Consider the following 18460-nt stretch of genomic DNA (forward strand, 5'->3'; position numbering starts at 1 on the left):
GATTTTCACGCAGATTTTGCTGATAAAAGCAGATTCAAATTTTGATTTTTAAAAATGAATAAATCTGTGTGAATCTGCTCAAATCTTTTAAAATCTGCGTGAAATAAAAATTAGTGAAAATTTGTATAATTCGTGGCAAAAAAAACATCTTAAAACCGATTTGCGTGAGGGATAGAGGCGGTATCCTTTTGTGAAGAGAAACGGAACAAAAGATATAGCCGAAAGCCCGACCCGGAGGGGCACGCCCAAAATAATAACATATGAAAAAAGTACTTTTTATCGATCGTGACGGAACGATTGTTTTAGAACCTGAAAATTATCAATTAGATGCTTTGGAAAAATTGGAATTTTATCCAAAAGCGTTTCAATATCTGGCTAAAATTGCCAATGAATTAGATTACGAACTGGCAATGGTAACCAATCAGGACGGATTGGGAACGGATAGTTTTCCGGAAGATACGTTTTGGCCAACGCAGAATTTTATCTTAAAAGCTTTTGAAAATGAAGGTGTTTTGTTTGATGAAATTTTCGTAGATCGTTCATTTCCTGAAGATAACGCGCCAACGCGCAAACCAAGAACGGGAATGCTGACAAAATATCTTGATAATCCGCAATATGATTTGGCCAATTCTTTTGTTTTGGGAGATCGTCTGACAGATGTGGAATTGGCGAAAAATCTTGGCGCAAAAGCAATTTTCATGAACATGACAGACGGAATTGGAAGCAATGAAATTTCGTCGAAACGTGAAGAATTGAATGATACAATTATCCTGCAAACAACGGATTGGAAAAGGATTTATGAGTTTTTGAAACTGGAAGCACGTTCAGCATCGATTACCCGTAAAACCAATGAAACGGATATTTTTATCGATTTGAATCTGGACGGAACCGGAAAAAGTAAAATCGAAACCGGAATAGCATTTTTTGATCATATGTTAGATCAGATTTCACGTCACGGTCAGATGGATCTGGAAATTTTGGTAAAAGGAGATCTTGAAGTCGACGAACACCACACAATTGAAGATACCGCGATTGCCTTGGGCGAAGTTTTTGCAAAAGCCTTAGGAAACAAATTGGGAATTGAGCGTTACGGTTTCTGTTTGCCAATGGATGATTGTTTAGCGCAGGTTGCAATTGATTTTGGCGGAAGAAACTGGCTGGTTTGGGAAACCGAATTCAAGCGTGAAATGGTGGGTAAAATGCCAACAGAAATGTTTTATCATTTCTTTAAATCCTTCTCTGACGGTGCAAAAGCCAACTTAAATATTAAGGCAGAAGGAATTAACGAGCACCACAAAATTGAAGCGATCTTTAAAGCTTTCGCGAAAGCCATAAAAGTAGCGGTGAAAAGAGATACAGAAAAAATGATTTTGCCATCGACGAAGGGAATGTTGTAGAAAATTTGTTTCAGGTTTAAAGTTTCAGGTTTCACGTTCTGTGTAGTAACTTGAAACTTGAAACCTGAAACAAAACAAACAAATATAAATGAAAATAGTAATCATAAATTACGGAGCAGGAAATATTCAAAGCATTATGTTTGCTATTGAAAGGCTTGGTTTTAAAGCTGTTTTGAGTAATAATCCTGAAGAAATTCTGGCTGCAGATAAAGTGATTTTTCCGGGAGTTGGAGAAGCGAGTTCGGCTATGCAAAAGCTAAAGGAAAGCGGTTTGGATAGTTTGATTCCGAATTTGAAACAGCCGGTTTTGGGAATTTGTCTGGGAATGCAATTAATGTGCAATTCGTCTGAAGAAGGAAATACAAAAGGTTTGGGTATTTTTGATGTTGATGTGATTAAATTTACTTCAAAAGTAAAAGTGCCGCAAATGGGATGGAATCAGATTTATGATTTAAAGTCGGATTTATTTAAGGGAATTTCGGAAAATGAATTCATGTATTTGGTTCATAGTTTTTACGCGCCAAATTGCGATGAAGCGATTGCTACCACGGATTACGAGTTAGAGTATGCATCTTCTTTAAAGAAAAATAATTTTTACGGAACTCAGTTTCACCCGGAAAAAAGTGGAGCGGTTGGGGAGAAAATTTTGGAGAACTTTCTTAAATTAAATTCCAAAGAATAAAATCCAAATTCCAATTTCAAAAATCAATATCAATCAAAATATCAATTTTAGAGTCTAAAATCTAAAATCATAAATCTAAAATTAAAAATGAGAATAATACCAGCCATAGATATCATTGACGGAAAATGTGTTCGTTTGTCAAAAGGTGATTATGATACCAAAATAATTTACAACGAAAATCCGCTTGAAGTAGCGAAATCCTTTGAAGCGCACGGAATCGAATATTTGCATTTAGTAGATCTTGATGGTGCAAAATCGAGCAAAATTGTCAATTATAAAATATTGGAACAGATTGCAACGCAAACAAGTCTAAAAATTGATTTTGGCGGTGGATTAAAATCAGATGATGATTTGAAAATTGCTTTCGAAAGTGGTGCAAACCAAATTACCGGCGGAAGTATTGCCGTGAAAAACAGAGCGATTTTCGAGAAATGGATTTCGGAATATGGTTCAGATAAAATTATTTTAGGTGCTGACGCCAAAGAGGAAAAAATCGCTGTTTCCGGATGGTTGGAAGATTCAGATGAAGATTTGATTCCGTTTATACAGGATTACCAAATCAAAGGAATTCAGTATGTTATCTGCACAGATATTGCAAAAGATGGAATGCTTGAAGGTCCAAGTTTTGATTTATATGAAAAGATATTGAAAGAAGCTATTGGTGTAAAACTAATCGCTTCGGGAGGAATTTCAACCTTTGATGAATTGCCAAAATTAGCCGAATTAGGTTGTGAAGGAACAATTATCGGGAAAGCGATTTACGAAGGAAGAATTACTTTGAAACAACTGGAAAACTTTATAATTAGCAAATGAGATAATTTGATAATTAGATAATTTTTTACATTGTTTTTAAAATTATCTAATTGACTAATTATCTAATTAACACATTAAAAATATGATAACTTGTCACTTAAAATACGTCATTGATCCTTATCAATTAGAAGCTTTTGAGGATTACAGCAAGAGATGGATTAAAATTGTAAATAGGCTTGGTGGTCAGCATCACGGTTATTTTATGCCTTCGGAAGGAGCAAATAATATTGCGTATGCGTTATTTTCTTTTCCAAGTTTTGCAGATTATGAAGATTACCGTAAAAAAATGTTTTCAAAAGATGATAAAGAGTGTGTAGAAGCTTTTAAAATTGCAGAAGACACCAGATGTATCATAAGTTACGAAAGAACATTTTTACGACCAGTATTTGAATAAATTTATAATGAGAAGATTTGATAATTAGATAATTACTACGATACGTATATAATTATCTAATTGACTAATTCTCAAATTGACACATTAAAAAAATGTTAGCAAAAAGAATCATTCCCTGTTTGGATATAAAAAACGGAAGAACCGTAAAAGGCGTTAATTTTGTGGACTTGCGCGATGCGGGAGATCCGGTAGAACTGGCTGAAATCTATTCGGCTGAAGGCGCTGATGAATTGGTTTTTCTGGATATTTCGGCAACAGAAGAACGTCGTAAAACGTTGGTCAATATGGTGCGAAGTGTGGCGGAGAAAATCAATATTCCGTTTACGGTTGGCGGCGGAATTTCATCTGTTGAAGATGTTGAGATTCTGCTGAATAATGGCGCTGATAAAGTTTCGATCAATTCATCGGCAGTAAAAAATCCGCAGTTAATCAATGATTTGGCTCAGAAATTCGGAAGTCAATGCGTAGTCGTGGCTATTGATGCCAAACAAATTGACGGACAATGGATTGTGCATTTGGTTGGCGGAAAAGTACCAACAGAACTCAATTTATTCGATTGGGCTGTTGAAGTAGCAGAACGCGGAGCTGGTGAAATTTTATTCACTTCAATGGACAATGACGGAACGAAAAATGGCTTTGCAAATGAAGCTTTGGCTAAATTATCTGAGTTAATCAATATTCCGATTATCGCTTCGGGCGGAGCGGGAAATATTCAGCATTTTGTAGATTCATTTAAAGAAGGAAAAGCAGATGCGGCTTTGGCTGCGAGTGTTTTTCACTTTAAGGAAATTGAGATTAAGGCTTTGAAAGAAGAACTTAGGAATAATGATATTGAAGTTAGAATTTAGAGAATACAGTAAAGAGAATAGAGTAAAGAAAATAGAGTAAAGAAAATAGAGTAAAGAAAATAGAGTAAAGAAAATAGAGTAAAGAGAATAGAATAAAGAAACAAGAAACAAGAAACAAGAAATAAAATATAGAATTTTGGATTTAAAAATCTAAAATCTAAAATCTAAAATTACAAATGAACATAGATATAAAAAGCTCACACGGATTGATTCCGGCCATTATTCAGGATTCAGAAACTAAAAATGTTTTGATGTTGGGATATATGAACGAAGAATCGCTTCAAAAAACAATAGAAACTCAGAAAGTTACTTTTTTCAGCCGATCCAAACAAAGGCTTTGGACGAAAGGCGAGGAGAGTGGTAATTTTTTAATTCTTGTAGATATAAAAAACGACTGCGATGGCGATACACTTTTGATTCAGGCAAAACCTGTTGGACCAACTTGTCATACCGGCGCTGATACTTGCTGGCAGGAAGAAAACAAGGAAAATTACGGTTTTATTTCTCAATTAGAAGAAACCATCAAAACCAGAAGAGAAAACGCTGATTCTGAGAAAAGTTACGTTGCTTCTTTATTCGAAAAAGGAATCAATAAAATTGCTCAAAAAGTTGGTGAAGAAGCAGTTGAAGTAGTGATTGAAGCCAAAGACGATAATGATGATCTGTTTCTTAGCGAAAGCGCTGATTTACTTTTTCACTATTTAATTCTATTGCAGGCCAAAGGTTTTCAGTTGAATGATGTTGTAGATGTTTTGAAGAAACGTCAAAAGTAATTTTAGAAATAACCATTTTCAGGCTGAGCGAAGTCGAAGTACCGTACGCTGAATCACTTTGCGCGGGCTTCGACTCCGCTCAGCCTGACATTTTAAAGGTCGCAGCCTGACATACGTAAACAAAAAAATCCGTGTAAAATCCGCGTTTTCGCTTTAGCGAATCCGTGTCATCTGCGTTCCATCTTAACGCTACTCCACAAACTCAAAAACCGCAAATTCCTGCGGTTGATGAAAACCAAATTTCAAACTCTTATACGACCGTAACGCAAGATATTCCGTTGTATTACCGTAATCAATTCTAAAAGCATTTCCTTTCCATTTTGTGCCTATTTTTGGCGGACTGAAATTGCCGTTTTTTATCTTTTTCAGGCTCGAAAACGGAATTTTAATTTCGGTACAAAAACCTTCGGAAGTTGTTTTGCTTACGGCTTCTATTTCTGAAATATCAAAAGTCATTGAAGCGTTCCATCCACCGCAATTTTGAGATGGACATTTGATTAACATATCATAATGGGTAGAAAAAGCGTTAACGCCAATTTCGAGATAATTTTGTCCGTCGCCGTCAGGATCCAGAAAAATTTCTACTAAATCATCCGTTTCATAAATTTTAGAATCTTTTGCTTGTGAACTTCCAACTATTTTAGAATCTTCAGAACGATAGGCGATATAAAGGTTTTCTTCATTCCACGAAAGTGAAACCATTGTATTTTGCGTGGCTTTTTCGCCTGAATTATGAACCACAAACGGACCTAAAAAAGGTTTTTTCCAATCGGTTAAATCGCCATCAATGCTAATTTTTTCGTTTATTTTATGAATGGGAATAGTTTGTGCGCTGTTTTTTAGAGAAAATATTAAAAATAAAATGGTCATGATTTTATTACGATTCATAAGGCATGTATTTTTTTGAAGGGCTAAATAACAATTAAATTTCGAAATTAAATTTTCTGAAGATAAATTGTAAAATTATTAAATAATTAGATCGAATGTTTATTTTTGTTGAAGACCAAATACATTTTAATTCCACTTTTATTCAAATTTTTTAATAATGAAGAAATACTTTAGCGGCATTTTTATTGCTTTTTTAATTGGTTTTTCTGCCAATGCACAAGGACTTTTAAACAAGTCTGAAACGGTTTTTACACATCAGGATACCCTTCGCGGCAGCATTACAAAAGAAAGAGCGTGGTGGGATTTGAAATACTATCATCTTGACGTAAAGGTAAATCCGACTAAAAAAACGATCACCGGTTCAAACACCGTTCGCTATACTGTTTTGAAAGAACATAATAAAATGCAGATTGATTTGCAGGAACCAATGCAGATTTACAAAGTAACCCAAGACGGAAAAGAATTAAAATTTAAAAGAGATGGAAATGCTTTTTTTATTGATTTGGCAGCGGCACAAAAAGTAGGTCAGACGAAAGAGATCGTAATTTCTTTTGGAGGAATACCTAAAGAAGCTGTAAAACCGCCGTGGGATGGAGGAATTACCTGGAAAAAAGACAAAAACGGAAAAGATTTTATTGCTTCATCTTGTCAGGGATTGGGTGCCAGCGTTTGGTGGCCAAACAAAGATCATATGTATGATGAAGTTGAAAATATGTTGATTAGCGTGAATGTTCCGGGAGATTTAACGGATGTTTCAAACGGAAGATTACAAAGCGTTAAAAAGGAAAAAGACGGAACAAAAACCTTTAATTGGTATGTTTCAAACCCAATTAATAATTATGGGGTGAACATCAATATTGGTGATTACGTTAATTTTTCTGAGAAATATAAGGGAGAAAAAGGCGATTTAGATTGTAATTATTATGTTTTGAGAGATAATTTGGCTATAGCCAAAGAGCAATTCAAAGATGCGCCAAGAATGCTGAAAGCGTTTGAGAACTGGTTTGGACCTTATCCGTTTTACGAAGACAGTTATAAATTGGTAGAGGCGCCTTATTTAGGAATGGAACACCAAAGTAGTGTAACTTACGGGAATGCCTATAAAAATGGTTATCTAGGACGTGATTTAAGCGGAACTGGCTGGGGATTAAAATTTGATTTTATAATTATTCACGAATCAGGTCACGAATGGTTTGCGAACAATATTACGTACAAAGACATTGCCGATATGTGGATTCACGAGAGTTTTACTAACTATTCTGAAAGTCTTTTTGTGGAATATTATTACGGAAAAGAAGCCGGAGCTGAATATGTGAGAGGTTGTAGAAAAAACATTCATAATGACACGCCAATTATCGGGCATTATGATGTAAACAACGAAGGATCAGGTGATATGTACCCAAAAGGGGCTAATATGCTGCACACGATTCGTCAGATTATTAACGATGATGCAAAATGGAAATCGATTTTGAGAGGTTTAAACAGTACTTTTTACCATCAAACGGTGACTTCTAAACAAATTGAAGATTATATAAACACGCAATCAGGAATTAATTTCAACAGAGTTTTTGCTCAATATTTGACAACAACTCAAATTCCGGTTTTCGAATATATGTTCAAAGACGGTCAGTTAGGATATCATTGGACAAATTGTGTGGCGAAGTTTGACATGCCGGTAAAAGTTAAAATAAATGGTGTAGATACCTGGTTGAAACCAACTACAGAATGGAAATCAGAAAAAATAAGCGGTGACCAGAAAACAGTTGAAGTTAATCAGGATTTTTATGTAACGAGTTCTAATATTGTAGAATAAATTTTTTAAAATTCCAATCCCGAAGCCTCGGGATAAATCCCAAATTCCAATCCGTGACGTCGGAAGGAATTTGGGATTTTTTATTTCGATAACTTTTCGCAAAGACCTTTGTTAAAGTTTAAAACTTTGACAAAGATTAGACACAAGCCATTTGGAATTTGGATTTTTTTTTATTGGAATTTCTACTTAATGTTAATTATATGATTTCTACGAATATTACCATTTTATTTTTCTAATTTAGATTGTATTAATCTGAAAATGAATAAACAAGCGTAATCCGAAAAGCTAAAGAGTAGGAAACAAATCAAATCAAACTATTATGAAAAATTTAAAAAACCTAAAAAACGTTGAAATTCTAAGTAAAAATGCTCAAAAATCTATTACAGGAGGTATTCCGATATGTAGCATATTGTGTGGTGAAGCGGGAGGAGTTATTTCAAATACACCGGGCAGAGGCGATGTTTGCCAGCCGGGAACTACAGTTTGTTGTTATTGTAGATAATGTTTGCAATTTTGAAGTTTCGAATAAACCCGACAGGTTTTAAAAACCTGTCGGGTTTATTTGTATTACAAAAGGAACTCCAAGGTTTGTCATTTCGACGGAGGAGAAATCACACTGGAAAATCGACAAAGTTTTTGACGATTTTAGTAACGGAATTACGAGTGTGATTTCTCCTCCGTCGAAATGACAAAAAACGCTAAAACTTAAGTTTTAGCGTTCTTTTTTATTGGAATTTATCCGAGACTTCGGATTTGAAATTTACCTTTATCGACTATTCAATTTTGCCTTTTCCTTAATAATATCGGCGATTTTTCTGTTTTCAATTTTACTTTCAAGCCAGGAAATAATATCTAAATAAAGGAAAGCTCTTTTTTCGTAGGTGTTTTTTTCCAGCTCAACAAAACGAGCGTGCATTTTCTTAAATTCTTTTTTAATATCAGCAGGATATAAATTATTTAGGTTTCTGAGGAACTTAATGATCTCTTTTTGAACTTCGTGCAAGTCGTTCATTTTTATTAGAAACTTATACGTGTTTTTAAGGTGATTTTCCAGATAATAATCTTTTCCTAATTCATAATGTGCAATCAAAGATAAAAGTCTGGCGAAACACATTAAATCTTCGCGCATAGTTAAGTTCTTGTTATTGATGATTTTATCCAAATAGAAAATACATTCAGTATACTTTTCATTTCCAAAATAAATCGAAGCAATTTTATAGAAAAACAACATTTCGTGGTGTTCGTCAAGATGTTCGCTGTGAATTTTTATTTTCTCTAAAATCTCCGGAATCAAATATTCGCTTTCGGCAAAAGTACCTTCCAGAATATGTAAATTCAACTTATTGTTATAAACGTATAGAAATGATAGCGACGCAATGTTGTCGTTTACAGGGAATTTAGGATCTGCAATTGTTTCTTCTAAAAGTGTCAGGTATTTTCTGAAATTCGATTGGTATTTCAACATATATAACGACTCCAGAAAATAATGATTTCCTTTTAAGAAGAATACCGGATTCAAATAAATCATATTTGGATTATCATAAAACAATGTAACCCATTTATAGGCATATTTATAACTCGCTAAAAAGTCCTGAACTAAGAAACTGCGCCAAAGATTGGCATTGTAAAACCAGTATTTTTCTCGGAATCCAAATTTACTTTCGTCTAGTTTTGAAATATGTTTGTTGAAATAATCATCAATATATTTATATTCTTCATCACTTTTTACGTAACCGGTTTTTAACATGATTCCGTATAACTGAAGCGATAAATTTGATAGTTTGCTTGAAATGGTGTTTCGGTAATTCAATTCTTTCGCCTGAACTACCAATTCATCGGCACGACCCTGAATACTTCGCGTAATATATTGCGATTCGATTAGTTTTTCGAACTCCACAATTTCATACGCCATATATTTTTCGTCATTTTCTAAGGCAAGGAGTTTTGTTTTATCCAGAATTTTCAAACTCTGTTTATACAATCCTTTATTATAAAGAATAACGGCAAAATCTATTTGTTCACGCAATTGATAACGAATATTCTGGCTGGGAATATTCAATCGTATACTAACGAGAATTTGCTTGTATAAGTATGATTTTAAGTTAGATAGCTGTACTTTTTTGATGATTCCGCTCTTTAGGATAAGCTTTTCGTCATATGTTTCAGATTTATCTAAAATATTAAATAATTCGATGAACTTGGTATTCGAACTGGTTTCTAATCGGCTTGCAAAAATTTTAAACTGTCTTTTTTCAGATTTCGAAAGCGATTTTATTAATACAAATAAGAAATCTTTTTGATGGTTAGCCATTGTAAAATATAATAATGTAACTTGTTGATTTGTAGTTAATTAATGCGTTATAAATTGTGTTATGAACAGTATAATTTCATTAAAATGAATTTCATACTGTGTAAGTACAATATATATTTGTTATCAAGATGTGAAATTACATTAAATAAATGAATATGAATAGAGAGAAAGTTCAAATTTTTGACACCACTTTGCGCGATGGTGAACAAGTTCCAGGATGTAAGTTAGATACTAAACAAAAATTAGTTATCGCAGAACGACTTGATAAAATGGGAGTTGACGTTATCGAGGCAGGTTTTCCTGTGTCAAGTCCGGGCGATTTTTTATCGGTCTCTGAGATTTGTAAAATTGTAGAAAATGCAACCGTCTGCGGACTAACAAGAGCTGTAAAAAACGACATTGATGTTGCTGCAGCTGCCCTTAAGCATGCTAAAAAACCTAGAATCCACACCGGAATCGGAACATCACAATCTCATATACTCCACAAATTAAATACCACACCAGAAGATATTATTGCAAGAGCAAAATATGCTGTAGCACACGCAAAATCGTATGTCGAAGACGTTGAGTTTTATGCAGAAGATGCCGGAAGAACTGACAATGCTTTCCTTGCAAAAGTTTGCGAAGAAGTAATTAAATCCGGAGCGACAGTATTGAATATTCCTGATACCACAGGATATTGTTTGCCAGAAGAATACGGAGCAAAAATTAAATATTTAAAAGAAAACGTAAAAGGAATCGAAAACGTAATCCTTTCATGTCACTGTCATAATGATTTAGGAATGGCAACTGCAAACTCTATTGCAGGTGCGATAAATGGAGCAAGACAAATAGAATGTACTATTAATGGTATTGGTGAAAGAGCCGGAAACACGGCACTTGAAGAAGTGGTGATGATTTTTAAACAACATCCTTACCTTAATTTAGATACTAATATTAATACGAGAGAATTAAACGAAATGAGCCGTTTGGTTTCTGAAAGTATGGGAATGATTGTGCAGCCAAATAAAGCAATTGTTGGAGCAAATGCATTCGCACACAGTTCTGGAATTCACCAGGACGGAGTTATCAAAAACAGAGCGACTTACGAAATCATGGATCCGCTTGATGTGGGTGTAAATGAGTCTTCGATTATTTTAACAGCAAGAAGCGGAAGAGCTGCTTTGGCTTACCGTGCTAAAAAAGTAGGTTACGAGCTTACAAAAGTACAATTGGATATTGTATATATTGAGTTTTTGAAATTCGCAGATATTAAAAAAGAAGTGGTTGATGCTGATATTCATCAAATTATCGAAGCTTCTAAAATTGAAGGGGATTTAATCAGAAGCTAGTTAACTTAAGAAAGAGAATAGAGCAAAGAGAATAGAGCAAAGAGAATAGAAGAAAGAACAAAGAAGAAAGAAAAAACAAGATTTAAATACATAAAGAACGAGACGTTATGAATTTGAAAATAGCAGTTTTACCGGGAGACGGAATTGGACCAGAGGTAATTTTACAGGCCAAGAAAGCATTATATGCAATTGGCGAAGTGTACAATCATGAATTTGTTTTTGAAGAGGCGCTCATGGGAGCAATTGCAATTGATAAAACTGGAAATCCATTGCCGGAACAAACACTGAATCTTTGTTTAAATACGGATGCAGTTTTGCTTGGTGCAATTGGAGATCCAAAATATGATAATAATCCAAATGCAAAAGTTCGTCCGGAGCAGGGATTATTGAGGCTTCGTAAAGAATTAGGTTTGTTTGCCAATATTCGTCCGATTAAACCTTACAAAGCGTTGATTGATGCTTCTCCTTTAAAAAGAGAAATTATCGAAGGAGCTGATTTTACTATTTTCAGAGAATTAACCGGTGGTGCGTATTTTGGCGCTAAAACACTTAATGAAGAAGGAACACATGCTTCGGATTTATGTGAATATTCAGAAGAAGAAATCACAAGAATTTCACATTTAGCTTTTAAATCGGCACAAAAACGACGCAAAAAGCTAACGATGGTGGATAAAGCTAATGTTTTGGAAACTTCAAGATTATGGAGAAAAGTGGTTCAAAAAGTGGGTGAAAATTATCCGGATGTTAAACTTGATTTCTTATTTGTTGACAATGCAGCAATGCAGCTGATTTTAAATCCGAAACAATTTGATGTGATTTTGACTGAGAATTTATTCGGAGATATTTTATCAGACGAAGCCAGTGTAATTACAGGATCTATTGGTTTACTGCCATCTGTATCTTTAGGAGAAAAAAATGCTTTGTTTGAACCAATTCACGGATCATATCCGCTGGCAAAAGGAAAAAACATCGCCAATCCGATTGCTTCTATTTTAGCAGCAGCACTTTTGTTAGAGCATTTTGGATTAACTAAAGAAGCTAATGTAGTTTATAAGGCAGTTGAAAAAGCAATTGAATATAAAGTTGTTACAATCGACTTAAAACCAGATTCAAAATTTGGTACAAATGAAGTAGGGGAGTTTGTTTCTAATTTCATTTTTAGCAAAGACGATCTGTTGTATTTTAATAATGACAATGTTCATATCGGACAATCGACAATTGTTTAAAAAAGTTATTAAAATATTAAAATAAATAACAAGAAGTATTGTAAATGTTGAGATTTTATTTTTTTAGTTCTTAAAGTTTTCATACTTTTGTAACACTAAAAAATAAATGATGCAAATCTCAATTATTATTACTTCTGTCGTTGTTGTCAATGTGTTTAGCACATCTGCATCGGGAATGGTATAAATATAATTGAAAAACTATATTAGAAACCTTCCAAATACTGGAAGGTTTTTTTTTGAATAAAAATTAAAATAAATAATACAATAATGGAATTAAATAAGTACAGCAAAACCATCACTCAAGATCAAACACAACCTGCAGCGCAAGCCATGTTGTACGGTATTGGTTTAACTGAAGAAGATTTGAAAAAAGCACAAGTGGGTATTGTGAGCATGGGTTACGATGGTAACACTTGCAACATGCACTTGAACGATTTAGCAAAAGATGTTAAAAAAGGTGTTTGGGATGCAGATCTGGTCGGACTTATTTTTAATACTATTGGTGTAAGTGACGGAATTTCAAATGGTACCGAAGGAATGCGTTATTCATTGGTTTCCAGAGATGTAATTGCAGATTCTATTGAAACAGTTGTGGGAGCACAATGGTACGATGGTGTAATTGCGATTCCGGGTTGCGATAAAAATATGCCGGGAGCTTTAATTGCAATGGGACGTTTAAACCGCCCGTCGATGATGGTTTACGGAGGATCGATTCACTCCGGAAAATGGAAAGGGGAATCTTTAAATATTGTATCGGCTTTTGAAGCTTTAGGAAAAAAAGTAAAAGGAGAAATTACTCCGGAAGATTTTAAAGGAGTTATTCAAAATGCTTGCCCGGGAGCTGGTGCTTGTGGCGGAATGTATACTGCAAACACGATGTCTTCTGCAATTGAGGCATTAGGAATGAGTTTGCCATACAGCTCTTCTAACCCTGCTTTGAGTCAGGAAAAAAGAGACGAATGTCTTGCAGCCGGAGAAGCGATTAAGATTTTATTAGAAAAAGATATTAAGCCAAGAGATATTATGACTCGTAAAGCTTTCGAAAATGCTATTACAATTGTAGCGGTTTTAGGAGGTTCTACAAATGCAGTTATGCACTTAATTGCAATGGCGCATGCGGTTGACATCAAAATTACTTTGGATGATTTTCAGGCAATTAATGACAGAACACCTGTTTTGGCTGACATGAAACCAAGTGGTAAATATATGATGGAAGATATTCATGAAGTGGGAGGAATTCCATCTGTAATGAAATATTTATTGAAAGCAGGATTGATTCACGGAGATTGTTTAACAGTAACCGGAAAAACAGTAGCTGAAAATTTAGCTTCAACTCCTGATTTACAAGACGGACAAGAAGTAATTCATGAAATACAAAAAGCTTTAAAACCAACAGGAAATATTCAGGTTTTATACGGAAATCTTGCTTCTGAAGGTGCTGTTGCAAAAATCAGCGGAAAAGAAGGAGAATATTTCGAAGGTCCTGCAGTTGTTTTTGAAGGTGAATTTGAAGTAATTCCAGGATTGCAGGCCGGAAAAATTAAACCGGGTAGTGTAGTCGTCATCAGGTATTGTGGACCAAAAGGTGGTCCGGGGATGCCTGAGATGCTAAAACCTACATCAGCCATTATTGGTGCCGGATTAGGAAGCAGCTGCGCTCTTATTACAGACGGCAGGTTCTCTGGAGGTTCACATGGCTTTGTCGTAGGACACGTTACACCAGAAGCTTTTGATGGCGGTGGTATTGCATTGGTAAAAGATGGCGATTTAATTGCTATTGATGCTGTAAAAAATACAATCGACCTGAAAATTTCCGAAGAAGAATTTGCAGCTCGTAAAGCGGCTTGGGTACAACCGCCGTTGAAAGTTACAAAAGGAGTTTTACTTAAATATGCCAGATCGGTTTCAAGCGCATCAACAGGTTGCGTTACCGATAATTAAATAATAAATAACAATATCAAAAAATCAATTGCAGTAACAATATTAAAAAAGGAAATATAAAAAATCAATTTAAATTAAAAATTTACAAGTAAGTTTTTACCATTGACATTGATTTTTGAAATTGACATTGATATTGGATTTTTGAAATTGATTTTTGATAAAAAAAATATACTATGAAAATATCAGGGGCAGAAGCCGTTATAAGATGTTTATTAGAAGAAGGAGTAGACTTGGTTTATGGTTATCCGGGTGGAGCAATTATGCCGGTTTACGACGAATTGTATAAATTTCAGGATCAATTACACCACGTTTTAGTACGCCATGAGCAAGGTGCAACACATGCCGCTCAGGGATATGCAAGAGCTACTGGGAAGGTTGGGGTTGCAATCGCTACTTCAGGGCCGGGAGCAACAAATTTGGTTACAGGAATTGCAGATGCGCAAATCGATTCAACGCCATTAGTTTGTATTACAGGACAAGTAGGGAGACATTTATTGGGTTCTGATGCTTTTCAGGAAACAGACATTATTGGAATTTCAACTCCGGTAACCAAATGGAATTTTCAGATAACCGAGGCTTCTCAGATTCCTGAAATTATTGCAAAAGCATTTTATATCGCACGTTCAGGGCGTCCTGGACCTGTATTAATTGATATTACTAAAAACGCTCAGTTTGATGAGTTTGATTTTAGTTATGAAAAATGTACTTCAATCAGAAGTTATGTTCCGGTTCCGAAATTAAAATTAGACAAAGTTGCCGAAGCTGCAGAATTAATCAATAGCGCTAAAAAACCTTTTATTGTTTTTGGTCAGGGAATTATTCTCGGTCAGGCCGAAGAACAATTAAAAGCTTTCATCGAAAAATCAGGAATTCCCGCAGCTTGGACTATTTTAGGACTTTCGGCTTTGCCAACAGATCATCCTTTGAATGTTGGAATGTTGGGCATGCACGGAAATTACGGTCCTAATTTATTAACTAATGAATGTGATGTTTTAATTGCATTGGGAATGCGTTTCGATGATCGTGTAACCGGAAACTTGAAAACGTACGCCAAGCAGGCAAAAGTAATTCACTTTGAAATTGATCCTGCTGAAGTTGATAAAAACGTAAAAACAGAAGTTGCAGTTTTAGGAGACGTTAAAGAAGCTTTAAATGCTTTATTGCCATTAATTGATGTAAAATCGCATGATTTATGGCATAATGAATTTAAGGAATTACATAAAATCGAAGTAGAATCTGTTATAAACGAAGAATTAAATCCAACCAATGGAAAAGGAATTTCTATGGGAGAAACCATGGAAATGATTAATAAACATTCAAAAGGTGATGCTATTATCGTTTCAGATGTTGGTCAGCACCAGATGTTTGCTTGTCGTTATGCTAAATTTAATTCGACCAAAAGTAATATTACTTCCGGTGGATTAGGTACAATGGGATTCGCACTTCCTGCTGCGATTGGAGCAAAAATGGGAAGACCGGATCGCGAAGTTGTCGCCATTATTGGTGATGGTGGATTCCAGATGACCATTCAGGAATTAGGAACTATTTTTCAAACTCAGGTTCCGGTAAAAATTGTTATTCTAAACAATGAATTTTTAGGAATGGTGCGTCAATGGCAGGAATTGTTTTTTGATAACCGATATGCTTCAACAAAAATGATTAATCCAAATTTTGTCGCAATCGCCGAAGGATATCATATCAAATCTAAAAAAGTAACACAAAGAGATGATTTAGATGCAGCCGTTGCAGAAATGATGGCTTCAAAAGATTCTTATTTCCTTGAAGTTATGGTAGAAAAAGAAAACAACGTTTTCCCAATGATTCCAACAGGAGCATGTGTTTCTGAAATTAGATTAAGCTAAAAAGAAGTTTCAAGTTTTAAGTTTCAAGTTTCACGTTCTCAGCAGAACTTGAAACCTGAAACATGAAACAAAATAAACTAAAAACAAAATGGAAGATAAAACATTTACCATATCGGTATACTCAGAAAATAACGTGGGATTGTTGAATAGAATATCAGGAATATTCTTAAAGCGTCACATTAATATATTAAGTCTAAACGTTTCAGAATCAGAAATAGAGAATGTTTCAAGATTTATCATTGTAGTAAATACTACAGAAAAATGGGTTCAGAATATTGTTGGACAAATTGAAAAACAAATTGAAGTTATAAAAGCATTTTATCACACAGATGAAGAGACTATTTATCTGGAAAATGCCTTGTTTAAAATTGCTTCAAGTTTGTTGTTTGATGAAAAACAAATTCAGAATATCATCAAGGAAAGCCAGTCTACAATTGTGACGGTTTCCCGTGATTTCTTTGTGATTTCAAAATCAGGAAGACGTTCTGAAATTGAGGAATTATACGAAAAATTTAAACCTTACGGAATTATGCAATTCGTTCGTTCAGGAAGAATATCTGTTTCTAAGGAAAAAATGGAAATTTCAACATTATTAGAAGCCCTAAATTAGTATCAATTATAAATTACACATTATTAAATATTTAAAAGAAAATGGCAAATTATTTCAACACACTACCACTTAGATTACAATTAGAACAATTAGGCGTTTGCGAATTTATGGAGCAATCAGAATTTGCAGACGGAATTGCTGCATTAGCCGGAAAAAAAGTTGTCATTGTAGGTTGTGGTGCACAAGGTTTGAATCAGGGATTAAACATGAGAGATTCTGGTTTGGATATTTCATATGCATTACGTGCAGATGCAATTGCTGAAAAAAGAGCATCTTATAAAAATGCTACAGAAAACGGATTTAAAGTTGGTACTTATGAAGAATTGATTCCAACTGCTGATTTAGTTTGTAACTTAACTCCTGATAAACAACATACTGCGGTTGTTACTGCAATTATGCCATTAATGAAAACAGGTTCAACTTTAGCTTATTCTCACGGATTTAATATTGTTGAAGAAGGAATGCAGATTCGTAAAGATATTACTGTAATTATGTGTGCTCCTAAATGTCCTGGCTCTGAGGTTCGTGAAGAATACAAAAGAGGATTTGGTGTACCAACTTTAATTGCAGTTCACCCGGAAAATGATCCAAACGGTTTTGGTTTAGATCAGGCAAAAGCATACGCTGTAGCAACTGGAGGACATAAAGCCGGGGTTTTAAAATCATCATTTGTTGCTGAAGTAAAATCAGATTTAATGGGTGAGCAAACGATCCTTTGCGGATTGTTGCAAACGGGTTCTATTTTATGTTTTGATAAAATGGTTGAAAAAGGAATCGAGCCTGGATATGCTTCAAAATTAATTCAATACGGATGGGAAACTATCACAGAAGCGTTGAAACACGGAGGTATCACCAATATGATGGATCGTCTTTCTAATCCTGCAAAAATTGAAGCTTATGAAATTGCAGAAGAATTAAAAGATATTATGCGTCCGTTATTTCAAAAGCATCAGGATGATATTATTTCTGGAGAATTCTCTAAAAATATGATGATTGACTGGGCTAATGACGATAAAAACTTATTGACATGGAGAGCTGCAACCGGAGAAACTAACTTCGAAAAAACACCTCCAACTGATGCTCCAATTGCTGAGCAGGAATATTTTGACAATGGAGTTTTAATGATTGCAATGGTAAAAGCCGGAGTTGAACTAGCTTTTGAAACTATGACTGAAGCTGGAATTATCGAAGAATCAGCTTATTATGAGTCATTACACGAATTGCCTTTGATTGCAAACACTATTGCAAGAAAAAAATTATTTGAAATGAACCGCGTTATTTCGGATACTGCAGAGTACGGATGTTATTTATTCGATCACGCTTGTAAACCGTTATTGACTGAATTCATGAAAACTGTTGATACTAATGTGATTGGAAAACCATTTTCGACTTCAAATGGAGTAGATAATGCGATATTAATTGCAGTAAACAAAGAAATTCGTCAACATCCTATCGAAGAAGTAGGAGCATGGTTGAGAGAATCTATGACTGCAATGAAAAAAATTGGATAATAAATTGGGAATTACCACACATTCGAATGTGATGGGATTTGCACTGTATCATTATTTTAT

The 18460-nt window shown here is 34.5% G+C and carries 16 protein-coding genes; 14 read left to right on the forward strand and 2 right to left on the reverse strand.

Annotated elements, in window-relative coordinates; genetic code table 11:
* Positions 1-260 precede the first annotated feature (260 nt).
* The 6 genes from hisB to hisIE all read left to right on the forward strand — a co-directional run bounded on the left by hisB (position 261) and on the right by hisIE (position 4907).
* The gene (gene hisB, locus AC3QL1_RS15720; protein ID WP_492492809.1) at positions 261-1397 is read left to right on the forward strand and encodes a bifunctional histidinol-phosphatase/imidazoleglycerol-phosphate dehydratase HisB; all 1137 of its coding nucleotides are present in this window, start codon (positions 261-263) and stop codon (positions 1395-1397) included.
* Positions 1398-1485: 88 nt separating this feature from the next.
* Positions 1486-2079, forward strand: a complete 594-nt coding sequence (gene hisH / locus AC3QL1_RS15725; RefSeq protein ID WP_492492811.1) for an imidazole glycerol phosphate synthase subunit HisH — start codon at positions 1486-1488, stop codon at positions 2077-2079.
* 87 nt (positions 2080-2166) lie between these two features.
* Entirely contained in the window at positions 2167-2892 is a 726-nt protein-coding gene (hisA, locus tag AC3QL1_RS15730; protein ID WP_492492812.1) for a 1-(5-phosphoribosyl)-5-[(5-phosphoribosylamino)methylideneamino]imidazole-4-carboxamide isomerase, read from the forward strand.
* Between the two features lie 82 nt (positions 2893-2974).
* Positions 2975-3286, forward strand: coding sequence for an NIPSNAP family protein (locus AC3QL1_RS15735; protein ID WP_492492814.1), 312 nt, complete (start codon positions 2975-2977; stop codon positions 3284-3286).
* Between the two features lie 92 nt (positions 3287-3378).
* Positions 3379-4134, forward strand: coding sequence for an imidazole glycerol phosphate synthase subunit HisF (gene hisF / locus AC3QL1_RS15740; RefSeq protein ID WP_441766985.1), 756 nt, complete (start codon positions 3379-3381; stop codon positions 4132-4134).
* Between the two features lie 176 nt (positions 4135-4310).
* On the forward strand, positions 4311-4907 hold the full coding sequence (gene hisIE, locus AC3QL1_RS15745) for a bifunctional phosphoribosyl-AMP cyclohydrolase/phosphoribosyl-ATP diphosphatase HisIE (protein WP_492492816.1): 597 nt from the start codon (positions 4311-4313) through the stop codon (positions 4905-4907).
* 189 nt (positions 4908-5096) lie between these two features.
* Here hisIE and AC3QL1_RS15750 read toward each other — a convergent pair whose 3' ends face one another.
* The gene (locus AC3QL1_RS15750) at positions 5097-5795 is read right to left on the reverse strand and encodes a carbohydrate-binding family 9-like protein (RefSeq protein WP_492492818.1); all 699 of its coding nucleotides are present in this window, start codon (positions 5793-5795) and stop codon (positions 5097-5099) included.
* A 157-nt stretch (positions 5796-5952) separates the two neighbouring features.
* Here AC3QL1_RS15750 and AC3QL1_RS15755 point away from each other — a divergent pair, with 157 nt between their 5' ends.
* Both AC3QL1_RS15755 and AC3QL1_RS15760 read left to right on the forward strand, forming a co-directional pair.
* On the forward strand, positions 5953-7608 hold the full coding sequence (locus tag AC3QL1_RS15755) for a M1 family metallopeptidase (RefSeq protein ID WP_492492820.1): 1656 nt from the start codon (positions 5953-5955) through the stop codon (positions 7606-7608).
* 319 nt (positions 7609-7927) lie between these two features.
* Entirely contained in the window at positions 7928-8110 is a 183-nt protein-coding gene (locus AC3QL1_RS15760) for a hypothetical protein (protein WP_492492822.1), read from the forward strand.
* 264 nt (positions 8111-8374) lie between these two features.
* Here the strand turns inward: AC3QL1_RS15760 and AC3QL1_RS15765 are convergent, their stop codons facing one another.
* On the reverse strand, positions 8375-9919 hold the full coding sequence (locus tag AC3QL1_RS15765; RefSeq protein WP_492492824.1) for a hypothetical protein: 1545 nt from the start codon (positions 9917-9919) through the stop codon (positions 8375-8377).
* Positions 9920-10074: 155 nt separating this feature from the next.
* On the opposite strand from AC3QL1_RS15765, the gene AC3QL1_RS15770 reads away from it, so the two are divergent.
* The 6 genes from AC3QL1_RS15770 to ilvC all read left to right on the forward strand — a co-directional run bounded on the left by AC3QL1_RS15770 (position 10075) and on the right by ilvC (position 18400).
* The gene (locus AC3QL1_RS15770) at positions 10075-11250 is read left to right on the forward strand and encodes a 2-isopropylmalate synthase (RefSeq protein WP_492492826.1); all 1176 of its coding nucleotides are present in this window, start codon (positions 10075-10077) and stop codon (positions 11248-11250) included.
* Positions 11251-11357: 107 nt separating this feature from the next.
* Entirely contained in the window at positions 11358-12476 is a 1119-nt protein-coding gene (gene leuB, locus AC3QL1_RS15775; RefSeq protein WP_492492828.1) for a 3-isopropylmalate dehydrogenase, read from the forward strand.
* 267 nt (positions 12477-12743) lie between these two features.
* Positions 12744-14417 (forward strand): dihydroxy-acid dehydratase, encoded by a 1674-nt coding sequence (gene ilvD, locus AC3QL1_RS15780; RefSeq protein WP_492492830.1) that lies wholly within the window; start codon positions 12744-12746, stop codon positions 14415-14417.
* Positions 14418-14590: 173 nt separating this feature from the next.
* Positions 14591-16279 carry a biosynthetic-type acetolactate synthase large subunit gene (gene ilvB / locus AC3QL1_RS15785; protein ID WP_492492832.1) on the forward strand — a complete coding sequence of 563 codons (1689 nt, stop codon included), beginning with the start codon at positions 14591-14593 and terminating at the stop codon, positions 16277-16279.
* An 88-nt stretch (positions 16280-16367) separates the two neighbouring features.
* Entirely contained in the window at positions 16368-16889 is a 522-nt protein-coding gene (ilvN, locus tag AC3QL1_RS15790; protein ID WP_492492834.1) for an acetolactate synthase small subunit, read from the forward strand.
* A 41-nt stretch (positions 16890-16930) separates the two neighbouring features.
* Complete coding sequence (gene ilvC, locus AC3QL1_RS15795; protein WP_492492836.1) at positions 16931-18400, forward strand: ketol-acid reductoisomerase; 1470 nt, start codon at positions 16931-16933, stop codon at positions 18398-18400.
* Positions 18401-18460 lie beyond the last annotated feature (60 nt).

Source organism: Flavobacterium sp. GW823-FHT04A11 (genome assembly GCF_058796535.1).